Genomic DNA, 12,685 nt, shown 5'->3' with positions numbered 1-12,685 from the left:
TAACTTCTTCCACGGACGCCTCCTTTGCAGTGGTGTTCTCAACACCTCCACTTTGGCACATCGATGCCGTCGGGGGGCGTCCACCCCATCGCTCAGGGTGGTGGGCGGACATTCGTATCCTACGGCCCGCAGTTCCGGTCCTTCGCCGCCCAGCGCTTGCGTTCCTCCTCCAGCGCCCTCTGCCAGCGCGCCCGCAGCACGCCCGGCCGCTGGCCGTGGCGTTCGTCGAGGAACTCGGCGCCCTCAATGCGATCGGTGCGGAAGTTGCGGAAGTCGTTGCGCAGCTCGCACCAGGCGATCAGCAGGCGCACGGTCTCTAGATAGCCCACGGTCACCGGCCAGACGACGCGCTGGCTGACCGCGCCCTTCTCGTCGCGATAATCCAGGCGGATCTTGCGGCCAGCGTGGATCCAGGCCCGGGTCTGGGCGATATCGATGCCGTCGGGCAGGGCCTTCCAGTTCATGCCGGTCCCCGTGGCGGGGGTCAGCACATAGGGGCGCAGTTGTTCGGGGACGGCGGCGGCGATCTTGGCGATCAGGTCGTTGGCGGCGGTGGCGAGCACCGGGTCGCCGCGGCCGGCGACCCACTGGGCCCCCAGCACGGCGGCCTCGATCTCGTCGGGTGTCAGCATCAGGGGCGGCATGTCGTATCCGGCCTCCAGCACATAGCCGACGCCCGCCTCGCCGCGGATGGGCGCCCTCTGGCCGATCAAGGCGGCGATATCGCGATAAACGCTGCGTTTGGAGGTCTCCAGTTCGGCCGCCATGGCGTCGGCCGTCACCGGCTGGCGGCTGCGGCGGAGGATCTGGATGATCTGGAAAAGGCGTTCGGCGCGTCTCATGAGGCCACTCTGCTCGACCGATGCTGACAGCATGCTGGCAGCAGGATGGCGGTAGCGTCCGATTGTCGCAACACGAAGTCTGGACGGACGTCGAAGGCGGCTCAGCAGGGAGAGACCACCATGATCACGCTTTACGCCGCCGGACCCGCCTTCGGCCTCCCCGAAGGCAGCCCCTATGTGACCAAGACCGAGATCCACCTGAAGATGGCGGGCCTCTGGTACCAGAAGGTTCCGGCCCACCCGGAGACCTCGCCCAAGGGCCAGCTGCCGTGGATCGACGACGACGGCGTCAAGGTGGCCGACTCCACCTTCATCCGCGCCTATATTGAGCGCAGCTACGGCGTCGACCTGGACGCCGGCCTCAGCAAGGCCCAGCGCGGCCAGGCGTGGGCGATCGAGCGGATGGTCGAGAACCACCTGGGCTGGGCCAGCTGCCATTTCCGGTTCTTCGACGACGACAACTTCGCCAAGGGCCCGGCCCGCTGGTTCGACGGCATGCCGGGCGAGGCGAAGGCCAAGGCGATCGACGGCCTGCTGGACACCGTCCAGGCCAGCCTCAAGTCGATCGGCATCGGCCGCCACTCGCCCGACGAGATCCTGGAGTTGGGGGCGTGGTCGCTGACGGCGCTGTCGGAGATGCTGGGCGACAAGTCGTTCATGATGGGCCACCGGCCCACCAGCGTCGACGCCATCACCTTCGCCATGCTGGCCCAGATCCTGACGCCGTTCTTCGAGTCGCCCCTGCGTCGCCGCGCCGAAGGCCTGCCCAACCTGGTCGGCTACGCCGAGCGGATGATGGCGGGATACTATCCGGAGTTCGCGCCGGAAGTGCGCGCGGCGGCCTAGCCTGGCTGCTGCCGGGGACACGCGCTCCAGGCAAGGCCAACGATCATCCGGTCGAAGTCTTCGTGCGCGCGTGTCCCCGGCGGTGCGCCTATGCTCAGTGTTTCTTCTTCTGGGCGTCGTTGGCCTCGAAGTCGTCCTTGCGGTCGGCGTCGTGAGCGTGGTGGACGTCCGTTTCGCCGCCGCCGCCGGAGACCTTGCTGTGGCGGCTGTAGCGATCGGGATCGTCCGGATCCTTGACGGTCGGGTCGGGGCGCGGCTGCTTGGCGTTTTCGTGACTCGAGCCGGGACCACCCCAGCGGTCGGCGGCGGGATTCTTGTCAGGCATGGTCAGCGGTCCTGTTGATAGCCGGGATGGGTGGTGTTCTGGCGGATGTTTCCCTGACGGCCCTGCTCGGCGAGATTGACGTCGCCGTCGCCGGGTTCGTTGGACTGCAATCCGGTCTTTTCATCCCGGCGGCCGTTGGTGGCGCCTTCGATGGCCGGCTTCTGGCCCTTGAAGGCGCGTTGCTCGGACGGAATGGGCGGGGCTTTGGACATTGGCTTCCTCCATTGTCTGCCCTTTTCAAACCGCTCGGAAGAGCGGGTGTTCCCAGCGCCCAGCTTGCCGGGCGGCTCGAACATTTCGGCCTGGATCATCCACCGGCATCTTCGGAATCAGTGTTCCGGTGCTATCTAGGAGCGTGTTCGGGATAGGATACCCTCTTGTCAGATACAGAAGCGCCTCAAGCCTCCGCCGCCTCGGACCGCGCCAGCCAGACCCTGCATCGGGCCCTGGACATCCTGGAGGCCGTCGCCGAGGGGGCCCATAGCCTCAAGGCGTTCGAGGCGCGTGTCGGCCTGACCCGCAGCACCACCCACCGCCTGGCCTCGGCCCTGGTCGATCGCGGCCTGCTGTCGTCGGTGGGGCGCGACTACCGCCTGGGCGGGCGGCTGGTGCAACTGGGACACCAGGCCCGCGAGCGGCTGGGGTTGGCGGACGTCGCCAGGCCCGTGCTGGCCGCGCTTTCGGCCGAGACCCAGGACGCCACCAACCTGGGCACGATCACCGGCGACGACGTCCTCTATGTGGGCCAGGCGCCGGGCCGGCGCCGGCTGGAGGTCCGCCACCGCGTCGGCGACCGCAACCGCATCCGCGACACGGCCCTGGGCCGGGCCTTGCTGATCGACGCGCCGCCCGAGCGCTGGTCGCAGCTCTTCGCCGACGATCCGCAGTCGCCAGCGGCGGTGAGCTTCTTCCGTGAAATGGAGACGGCGCGCCAGGTCGGCCATGCGCTGCACCTGGACGACGGCCTCGACAGCATCCGCTGCATCGCCGCCCCGATCCGCGACGCCAGCGGCGCGATCGTCGCCGCCGTCAGCCTGTCCAGCGTACCGCAATACATGGACGAGGCGCGGATGGTCGAGCTGACGCCGCGGGTCAAGGCCGCCGCCCTGGAGATCGGCGCCGCCCTGGGCTTCAACCCCGCGCGCCTGAACCTCGGGCGTTAGTACCGCATCTCCAGCCCCACCCGGATCTCGCGGCCGGTATGGTGCTGGTAGTTGGCCAGGCCGCTGGTGTCGGAGAACTGGCGCTGGGCCGCGTTCAGCAGGTTTCCGCCGGCCGCCGTCAGCCACCAGCCCGGCGCCACCTGGTAGCGGGCTGACACGTCCAGGCTGGTATAGCCATTGACCCCATCGACATTGGCGCCCGTGGAGGCCGGTATGGCGGTCAGGTAGCGGCCGCGGTGGGACAGGGTCGCGCGCAGGTCCAGGCCGCCGCGGCGATAGGCGGTGGTGATCGTCCCCACCAAGCGGGGCGAGCCCAGGCTGTCATGGGCGACGAACGGCGCGCCGGCGAGATCCTGGAAGCGCATCCGCGAGCGGGTGTAGGTCAGGCCCGCGCGAACGCTCCAGCCGCGCAGGGCCGGAGCGGCCCGATCGAGCGGGGCCTGCAGCGCCAGCTCCACGCCGTCCAGGTGGCCGCCGCCGCGATCGGTCCGGGTCAGGAACTGCCAGATCGGCAGCTCCGGCGCGCAGCCGGGCAGCCGTCCGCAGGCCGTCGCCGCCACGCTGTCGGGCAGGCCGAACGGATTGTCGGCGAACACCGTGGGCGTGGTGGTGACGGTGAGAGCGTTGGACCGGATGGTCTTGTGGAAGACGGCGACCGATAGGATCGAGCTGGGCGCGAAATACCATTCGACGGCGGTGTCCAGGGTGTCGGCCCGGGTCGGGCGCAGGAATGGATCGCCGGCTGAGGCCGAGCGCAGGCCGCCTGTCGAGACCGTAACGCCGGGGCGCAGGCTGCGCAGGTCAGGCCGCGCCATCGCCCGCGCGGCGGCGAACCGCAGCAGCAGGTCGTCGCGTGGCTCGAGCGTCAGGTTGAATGACGGCAGCAGGTCGTCATAGGCCCGCCTGGCCGAGACAGGCGTCACCGAGCCGGGCGCGTCCATGTCGAGGGTGAACCCCTGGGACACCTGGCCGGTACGGGCGTAGCGCAGGCCCAGGTCGCCGCGCGGCGACCAGGGCCCGTGAACGGCGAAGGCGGCCTGCAGATAGGCGGAGCTGTCTTGCTCCTCCACGCCGTAGTTGAGACCCAGCAGCGGTTCGGGCCCTAGCGCCAGCGACCCGCAGGCGCTGGACGCGCAGGCGGCCTGGAAGCGGGCGAAGGCGCTGGCGACATCCGGCGCCAGCCAAGCGTCCGGCGTACCGGTCGCGGTCGCGAAGCGGTTCGACCAGACTTGCCGCAGGTAGGTCGACGGCGGGATCGCCGCGAGGGCGGCCGGGATGTCGGCGTTGAGGTTGGCGATCGTGCCGTTCGACCGCGACAGCGCCGTCGCTTCGGTGTTGTAGGCCTTGTGCTGCAGTCCGCCCCGCAGGGTCAGGCCGTCGTGAAGGGCCCATTCCAGATCGACGCCGACGGTCTTGAAGCTGTTGTCGACCCAGTTGGGCTCGGATCGCAGCTCGGCCAGGCTCCAATTCGCCGGCGTCGTCAGGTCGGCCGAGCCGAAGTCGATCAGCGGCCGTCGGTGGTCGCCAAAATCGTAGGCGAAACCTTGAACGTCGTACTGGTCCAGCTGGACGGTGGCCTGCAGCGGATTGCCGAAATCGGAGCGGCTGTAGCCCGCGAGGGCGTTCAGGATCAGCCGGTCCGACAGGCGGTGGCTGACCGACAGGGTGGTCTGGCGAAAGATGGTCTTCAGCCGGTCGAGCCGCGACTCGGCGCGAACGTCGACATTGTCGAACGCGCCGGCGATCAGCACCGGCAGGCCCGGGCGCGGGGTTATGATCGTGGCGTCCCGGACCTTGACGGCGGCGATCCCGCAGTCGGCATTCAGCGGCGTGCGGCAGGACCCCGCCGTGCGCAGCGTGAAGGTTTCCAGCAGGTCCTCCCGCCGTTCCGACGACAGCTCGGCATAAAGCACGTCCAGGTCGACCTGAGTGCGGCCGGACGGTCGCCACTGCAGGCTGCCGGTCAGGCCCAGCCGCTCCTGTTCGATCCGGAAGATTTCCAGCCGGGGGATGCGCGGGTGCAGGGCGGCGTTCAGCGCGGCCAGGTCCGGCGCGCCGGCCGCCGTGCTTCCAAAGCCCGGATAGACGGTGTCGCCGGCCTGCCACTGTCCGGCGTTGGCGCCGACGTCCTCGACCGCGCGCTTGCTATAGGCGGCCGAGACCAGGATTCCGAACCGGTCATCTCGACTGCGGCGGGAGACGATGGCTGAAAGGCGCGGAGCCGCCTTGTCGGCGCCGAAGTTGTAGGCGCCCTCGACGGTGAGCTGGACCCTGGAGCGTGGACCGTCGAGGGGCGAGCGGGTCTGCAGGTCGACGGTCGCGCCCAGCGAACCTTCGTCGACATCCGCCGACGGCGTCTTGCGCACCCGGATCTGGTTGAAGAGGTCGGCGGCGAAGACGTTGAAATCGAAGGCCCGGCCGCGATTGGTGCCGCCGCCGGCGTTCGTTCCGCCGAACGTGGCCAAGGTCTCCATGCCGTTGATGCGCACGCGAGTGAACTCGCTGCTCAGCCCGCGCACGCTGACCTGGCGACCCTCGCCGCCGTCGTTGGTGACCGCCACGCCGGGCAGCGACTGCATGGCGCCGCCCAGGTTTGGATCGGCCAGGCCGCGCAGATCGTCGCCCAGCAGGATGTCGCTGGTCTGGGCCGACAGGCGCTTTATGCGCAGGGCCTCGCTTCCCAGATCGCGCGCGACGACCAGAACCGTGCTCAGGGCGGCGGGTTCGCTGTCCTCCGGCGGCAGGAGGCGGCGGCGGGAAGGGGCGATCGCGGGCGGCGGAGGGGCGGGTCTGATGCTGATGACCCCGTCGGCGCTGACCGACAGGTCCAGGCCCGAGCCGCGCAGGAGGCGTCGCACCGCCTCGGCCGGCTCCAGGCGACCCCGTACGGCCGGCGCGGCGCGGCCCCGCACCAGGGCGGCCGGTGCGATGATGATCGTCCCGGTTTGTCGTGACAGCGCCAGCAGGGCTGTCGACAGCGGCTGGGCGGGAAGGTCGACGGACCGTGTCGCGGCCGCCCGGGCGGCGGTCGGCGCGACAGCCAGGGCCAGCATCGCGGCGACGCACGTCAGCCGGCGACCGCGCCCGGCGGCGCGGACCTCACGGGGCACGGGGCTCCGGCGCCCGTTTCGGATCGGCGGCGACCAGGATCCGGCCGCCGCGGCCGTCCGAGGTCAGGCGAACGGGCAGAACGCGCGGCAGTTCGGCGACGAAGCGCTCGACCTGGGCGACGTCGAAGGCGGCGGTGACCTTGAGCCGGCCCGTGGCGGGCGATCCGATCGCCAACGGCCGCTGGCTGTAGCGATTGAGGTCGGCCACCACCTCGGCCAGGGGCGCATCGTCATAGGCCAGGCGGCCTTGCCGCCAGCCGCCCGCCAAGTTCGCTTGGTCCAGCGCGCCCACGGCCAAAGTGGGACCATCGGCGACCACCGTCTGGCCGGCGCGCAGCGTGACCGCCCGGTCCTGGGCGTCCGGACGGTCCGAAACCTGGACCACGCCCTGCTCGACCTCGACCCGCACCGTGCGGCCGGCGCCGCGATGAACGTTGAAGCGCGTGCCGACCACGCGGACCAAGGCGTCGCCGGCCTGGACCGTGAACGGCTGTCCGCCCTGATGGGCGACGACGAAGAAGGCCTCGCCGCGGTCCAGGGACAAGGCCCGAGGTCGCCAGCGCGAGGCGGCGCGCAGGCGAGAGCCCGGGGCGAGGGTGACCTGGCTGCCATCGCCCAGCGCGACCTGACGGCTCTGGCCCGACGGCGTCTCGTAGGCCGGGCCGGGCAGGGCGACGACCAGGGCCAGGCAGGCGGCCAGCAGGCCGCCGGCGGCGACCAGGGCCGGGGCGCGCCACCGCGCCGCCGGGCGCCGGGCGGGTTCGATCGCGGTTGAGGTCGGCAGATGGCCCAGCATCATGACGACCGCCTCGGCCTGCTCATAGGCGCGGCGATGCTGCGGGTCGGCGTCCAGCCAGGCGCCGAACTGCCGCGAGCGCTCAGGCGGGAAGTCCTCGCCCACCACCGCCAGGGCCCAGGCGCGGGCGGTCTGGCCGATCGGCGAGTCAGGATCGACGGCTTCGTTCACGCGACAGTCCTCGATAATCGGCGGTTCCATGGATCAGGGCGCGCTGGCAGACGGCCAGCGCCTCCTCGACGGTCTTACGCACCAGAGATTGCGAGACGCCGAAGCGCTCGGCGATCGCCACGAAGCTCTGGCCCTCCAGCCGGTTGGCCAGCAGGTACTGGCGATGCCGGTCGGGCAGGCCCTGAACGACCTTCTCCAGCAGACCCATCTGTTGCTTGGCGATCAGGCTGCGCTCCAGGTCGGGCGTCTCCTCGCTGTCGATCGCCAGCAGCGGCGCCGAAGCGTCCAGGGTGCGGCTGACGCGCGCCTGGCTGCGGCGCTCGTCCAGCATCAGGTTGATCGCCACGCGGAACACGAAGGCCCGGGGGCTTTCGATCCGCTCGGCGCCTTGCAGTTCGCCCAGCTTGAAGAAGGCCTGCTGGGCGACGTCCTCGGGGTCGGGCGGTCCGGGTCCGAACCGCGCACGCAGGAAGGCGCACACGTCACGCCATTCGCGGGCGTAGGTCGCTGAATAGGACGGGCGGTCACGCCACCGATCCCTTCCGTCGCGATCCGCGCCGACGCTTGGCCTGACGATTCGAAGCTTGGGCGTCTTCGCCTCGAACACCGGTGCTCCCCAGTCACGTCGGTCTTTTTCTTGAGGGCGCGACGATGGGAGGGAACGAGCCGGCGATCAACCGAAAGCGAAAAAAATGGGGGCGAGCGAACTTTCTTGTGCGGATCGATCGGTCGAAAACGTCGTTTCCGGTTACGCAAATTGGCGGAGAAATATTCTCATATTTTCCCATGATACCGCTATCTTTTCCTCTTTTCTCGACGTTCTTGCCATGTCTATCCTTATGACACCGGTGACAAAAGGCCGGAAGGAGAAAGGCGGTCGCGAACCGCCCGGGACTGACTGGGGAGGAAAAGTCCATGACCACGTCCACGCATCCGCGCAACTGCGTCCTGCTGCGCAATTCGTCGCGCCTGGCGCTGACGGCCGCGCTCACAGCCACGTTTTCGATGGGTCTGGCGGTGGGGGCCGCCCACGCCCAGGACGCCGCCGTGGCGACGGTCAGTGGACCTGACGTCGTCGAGGAAGTCGTCGTCACCGGCTATCGCGCCTCGCTGCGCAGCGCCATGGAGACCAAGAAGACCTCGGACGTCATGCTCGACGCCATCAACGCCGAGGACATCGCCGACTTCCCGGATTCGAACCTCGCCGAATCCCTGCAACGCCTGCCCGGCATCTCGATCGACCGCGACAACGGCGAGGGCCGCACGATCAGCGTCCGCGGCCTGAGCGGCGACTTCAGCCGGGTGCGGATCAACAACATGGAGGCGCTGTCCACAGGCGCCAACAACGACGCCGGCGCCAGCCCCAACCGCTCGCGGGCCTTCGACTTCAACGCGTTCGCCTCGGAGCTGTTCAGCTCGGTGCGGGTGCGCAAGTCGTCCTCGGCCGACGCCGACGAGGGCTCGCTGGGCGCCACGGTGGACCTGATCACCGGCAAGCCGTTCGACTACAAGAAGACGGCCTTCGCCGCCTCGGCCGAGGATTCCTATTACGAGAACGGCAAGACCCACAGCCCGCGCCTGACCGTCCTGGCGTCGGACCGCTGGTTCGACGGCAAGGTCGGCCTGCTGCTGTCGGGCGCCTACGCCAAGCGCAAGTCGGTGGACGACAACTATGGCCGGGGCGCCGGCTCGTCCGACTACACCTATCGCGGCTCGACCTGGACCGGCGACGAGCTGCCCGGTCGCGCCGGCTTCGCCGCGCCGACCGGCACGGTGTTCCGCGCCCTGATCCCCACCACGCTGACGGGCGCGGCGCTCGACGCCTACAAGGCCAATCCGGCCAACTACTACAACCCGATGGCCAATCCGGCCGCCTATGCCGAGATGACGGGCTCCGACCCGGCCGCCTACGCCAAGCTCTATCCGAACTGCGCCGCCACGGCCGCCCAGCCGGTGGCGTCCCTGACCCCGACCACCCCGGGCTGCAACGACTCGCTGATCCGCTTCCCGGCCCTGCCGACGCTGAACCAGAAGGACGTCGACACCGAGCGCCTGGGCCTGACCGGCGCGTTCCAGGTCCAGATCAGCGACCGCACGCGCCTGACCGTCGACGCGCTCTATTCGCGCTTCAAGAGCGTGACCACCAACTACGGCCTGTCGCCGGTCGGCCTGAACCGCAACAACACCAACGCCAGCTACGCCTACGGCGGCAACGTGCCCACGGCGACCGCCCGCAACGGCTCGACCCTGACCGAGGCCCAGCGTCGCGGGCTCTATCCCGGCAGCTGCACCTTCGCCGAGGAAACCGAGCTGAACCCCGGCCAGGATTGCGGGCAGTCGCTCAACGGGACCGCCCCGGTCAGCGGCTACACGTTCAGCTACAATCCAAACAACCTGGACCCGTACGAGTACTACACCAACCCGGCCTCGCCCGGTTACGCCGGGCCGGGCGCGAGCCTGCCGTTCCGCGGCGACCTGATCGGCCGTCCGTCGGTCAAGCTGCTCGACGCCGAGGTGGTGGGCCAGAACGCCGAATATCTGAAGCTGGGCAATGTCGACTGGCGTTCGGCCGCCGACCGCGGCGCCTACACCACCGACTTCCGCCAGGTGTCACTGGACCTGACCCACGAGTTCAGCGACCGCTTCAGAGGCCAGTTCAGCGCCGGCCTATCGGAGTCCACGAACAAGAACACGGGCACCCTGGTCGAGTTCAACTACATGGACGCCTCCGAGCCGTTCATCTTCGACGAGCGCGGCGCAACGGGCATGCCCAGGTTCGACGCCGGCTTCAACGCCGCCGATCCCAACAAGTGGGGGATCATCAAGGGCTTCTCGGCCATGCGCAACTACGAGCGCGAGACGGTCAACACCTACAAGGGCCTGAAGGCGGACTTCACCTACGAGGTGGACGACCACTGGACGATCCAGTTCGGCGGCACCGGCCGCCGGTTCAAGTTCACCACCAACCAGTTCGAGCGCAATAGCGACCTCCTGAACCCGACCGAGAAGGAGGCCGGTGTCAGCATCGCCTCGCTGGGCCAGGTCGTCGAGTTCGGCGATGGCCTGGAGGTTCCCAAGGGCACGACCACCAGCTTCTTCGCGCCCAGCCTGGAAGCCTTCGACAACGTCTTCGGCTTCACCTGCAACTGCATCAACAAGTACGGCGACTTCCGGATCACCCGGAAGCGCAACCGTTCGACGTCGTTTGGCGTGACCGAGGAGAACCTGGCCTACTACGCCCAGTTCAACTTCAACTACGACGTCCTGGACGGTCGCCGGCTGTCGGGCAACGTCGGAATCCGTCAGGCCCACACGGCCGTGGACTCCCAGGGCGAAACCACCGCCGGCCGCGCGATCTACGGCAAGAACAGCTATGACGATACGTTGCCGGCCGGCAATGTGACCTTCGAAGCCTTCCATAACGTCTACGTCCGGGCCGCGGCGGCCAAGGTCATGGCCCGGCCGCTGCTGGGCAACCTGTCGCCGGCGGTGACCGGCATCAGCATCCCCAGCGACGGATCCAGCACCGGCGCGACGCTGACCGTGGGCAATCCCAAGCTGTCGCCGTTCCGCGGCGAGGCCTACGACATCGCGGCCGAATGGTACTTCACGCCGGGCGGCCTGATCAGCCTGGGCTATTTCCGCAAGGACATCGCCTCTTACCCGCAGACGATCTTCTACGAAGCGCCGCTGTCGGCCTTCCTCGATCCGGCGGCGATCGAACAGCTGAAGGCGCAGTTCCCGGGCGCGACCGGCGGCGACGTCTTCCGCCGCGCCTATATCGACGCCGACAACCCGGTTCTCGCCCGCCAGGTCCGCGACGCGCCCGGCGGAGTCCTGCAGGGCTGGGAGTTCAACTACCAGCAGGACCTGACCTTCCTGCCCTGGTACTTCAAGAACCTGGGCGTCCAGTTCAACATGACCAAGCTGGACACCAAGCTGACCTATATTCTCGATCCGGGTTCGGTGAACGCCGCCACGGGCGCGGTCACCAAGGCCCCGGTCTATGGCCAGGGGCCGTGGCTGGGGGCGTCGCCGAAGGGGGTGAACTTCACGCTCTATTACGAGACCGACAAGTTCAACGCCCGGGTCTCCGTGGCCCATCGCAGCCGGTACTACACGACCTACCCCATCAGCGCGGGCAACTGCGATCCGGGCCTTCAGGCCAATGGCTCGGCCTGCGACAGCCCGCTGATCAACGAGTTCAGCGGCGCCAAGTCGACCACCAACGTGGATTTCTCGATGCGCTACCAGCCGCTCAAGCAGGTCAGCATCACCTTCGAGGCGCTGAACATCACCAACGAAATGGCCGAACGGTTCGCTTACGCCGATCCGGTCGTCCAGTCCTACGGCGGGACGGGTCCGAACTACCGGATCGGCGTCCGCTACAAGTACTGATCCGTTTCGGCCTGCGGTCGGCCGGCATGGGCCGGGCCGATCGCGGCCGGTCGCCAAGCCGCCTCCCGCGGTGACTTCGGCGGATGGCCGTCCTTCCCGGCCGTCCGCCACCTTTGTTCAGGACCGAGTCCGGAGACGACGGATGCGTTTCAAAGCCCTTCTGTTCGCCGGCTGCCTGGCGGCCGGCGCCCTGAGCGCCGCCGCGGGCGCCCGGGCCCAGACGCCGGTTCCCGATCCGGCGCCGCACTTCAACGCGATCAAGATCGTGCTGGTCGGCGACTCCACGACGGCCGTGCAGGGCGGCTGGGGGCCCAGCTTCTGCGCCAAGCACGTGACCTCGTTCGCCGCCTGCATCAACCTGGCCCGCGGCGGTCGCAGCAGCGGCAACTACCGGACGGAAGGGTCGTGGGCCCTGGCGCTGAGCGAGATCAAGTCGGGCGGGTTCAACGACACGTATGTGCTGGTCCAATTCGGTCACAACGACCAGCCCGGCAAGCCGGGCCGCTCGACCGATCTGGCCACCGAGTTTCCGGCCAATCTGAAAGCCTATGTCGACGAGATCCGCGCCGCCGGGGGCAAGCCGGTGCTGGTCACGCCCCTGACCCGCCGCCAGTTCAAGGACGGCAAGCTGATCGACGACCTGGCCCCTTGGGCCGAGGCGACCCGCAAGGTCGCCGCCGAGACCGGCGCGCCGTTGATCGACCTGCACGCCGACAGCGTCGCCGCCGTCCAGGCCATGGGCGCGGCCGAGGCGACGCGCTTCGCCCAGAAGCCGCCGTCGCCCGAGGTCCTGGCCGCGGCCTGCACGGGCACGACCATCGCCGCCAACGCCGGGGGCGCTTCCGCCGGTCCCGCCAATACCGGTCAGAACAACGCCGCCGTCGAGCCGATGGGCCAGGCCAAGCTGTCGTTCGACTACACCCACCTGGGCGAGACGGGCGCGGACTATTTCGCCAACATGGTCACGGCCGACCTCGCCAAGATCGTCCCCGCGCTGCGCCGGTTCCTGATCCCTTAGTTTTCGCGTCACAAGG

Annotated in this window: 10 protein-coding genes; 4 read left to right on the top strand and 6 right to left on the bottom strand. The window is 69.0% G+C overall.

The annotated features are described in order from the left end of the window. Positions 1–119: 119 nt before the first annotated feature. A complete protein-coding gene (locus ASD47_RS12605) occupies positions 120–842 on the bottom strand; it encodes a YafY family protein (RefSeq protein ID WP_056756754.1) in 723 nt (240 codons plus the stop codon). Between the two features lie 120 nt (positions 843–962). Here ASD47_RS12605 and ASD47_RS12600 point away from each other — a divergent pair, with 120 nt between their 5' ends. Continuing rightward, positions 963–1,688 (top strand): glutathione S-transferase family protein, encoded by a 726-nt coding sequence (locus ASD47_RS12600; protein WP_056756749.1) that lies wholly within the window; start codon positions 963–965, stop codon positions 1,686–1,688. A gap of 94 nt (positions 1,689–1,782) precedes the next feature. Here the strand turns inward: ASD47_RS12600 and ASD47_RS12595 are convergent, their stop codons facing one another. Beyond that, on the bottom strand, positions 1,783–2,013 hold the full coding sequence (locus tag ASD47_RS12595; protein WP_200945259.1) for a hypothetical protein: 231 nt from the start codon (positions 2,011–2,013) through the stop codon (positions 1,783–1,785). 2 nt (positions 2,014–2,015) lie between these two features. Continuing rightward, positions 2,016–2,324, bottom strand: coding sequence for a hypothetical protein (locus tag ASD47_RS12590; protein ID WP_230983675.1), 309 nt, complete (start codon positions 2,322–2,324; stop codon positions 2,016–2,018). Positions 2,325–2,390: 66 nt separating this feature from the next. On the opposite strand from ASD47_RS12590, the gene ASD47_RS12585 reads away from it, so the two are divergent. Beyond that, positions 2,391–3,176 carry an IclR family transcriptional regulator gene (locus tag ASD47_RS12585; RefSeq protein ID WP_056756746.1) on the top strand — a complete coding sequence of 262 codons (786 nt, stop codon included), beginning with the start codon at positions 2,391–2,393 and terminating at the stop codon, positions 3,174–3,176. On the opposite strand, the gene ASD47_RS12580 is transcribed toward ASD47_RS12585, so the two are convergent. The 3 genes from ASD47_RS12580 to ASD47_RS12570 are packed head-to-tail and all read right to left on the bottom strand — an operon-like array spanning position 3,173 to position 7,860. Next, positions 3,173–6,286: a TonB-dependent receptor gene (locus ASD47_RS12580; RefSeq protein ID WP_056756745.1), complete on the bottom strand. Its 3,114-nt coding sequence runs from the start codon at positions 6,284–6,286 to the stop codon at positions 3,173–3,175. The genes ASD47_RS12585 and ASD47_RS12580 overlap by 4 nt on opposite strands. After that, complete coding sequence (locus ASD47_RS12575; protein ID WP_056756743.1) at positions 6,276–7,253, bottom strand: FecR domain-containing protein; 978 nt, start codon at positions 7,251–7,253, stop codon at positions 6,276–6,278. Before ASD47_RS12575 ends, ASD47_RS12580 begins: the two co-directional genes overlap by 11 nt. Further along, positions 7,231–7,860, bottom strand: a complete 630-nt coding sequence (locus tag ASD47_RS12570; RefSeq protein ID WP_056756742.1) for a sigma-70 family RNA polymerase sigma factor — start codon at positions 7,858–7,860, stop codon at positions 7,231–7,233. The genes ASD47_RS12575 and ASD47_RS12570 overlap by 23 nt, the downstream gene beginning before the upstream one ends. Before the next feature lie 308 nt (positions 7,861–8,168). On the opposite strand from ASD47_RS12570, the gene ASD47_RS12565 reads away from it, so the two are divergent. Continuing rightward, positions 8,169–11,651 carry a TonB-dependent receptor domain-containing protein gene (locus tag ASD47_RS12565; RefSeq protein WP_056756738.1) on the top strand — a complete coding sequence of 1,161 codons (3,483 nt, stop codon included), beginning with the start codon at positions 8,169–8,171 and terminating at the stop codon, positions 11,649–11,651. Positions 11,652–11,793: 142 nt separating this feature from the next. Further along, entirely contained in the window at positions 11,794–12,669 is an 876-nt protein-coding gene (locus ASD47_RS12560; protein ID WP_056756736.1) for a rhamnogalacturonan acetylesterase, read from the top strand. Positions 12,670–12,685 lie beyond the last annotated feature (16 nt).

Origin of the sequence: Caulobacter sp. Root1472, assembly GCF_001426985.1 — a bacterium.
Lineage (GTDB): Bacteria > Pseudomonadota > Alphaproteobacteria > Caulobacterales > Caulobacteraceae > Caulobacter > Caulobacter rhizosphaerae.
Note: the sequence above shows the minus strand (reverse complement) of the source record. Positions and strands in the feature narration are given on the sequence as shown.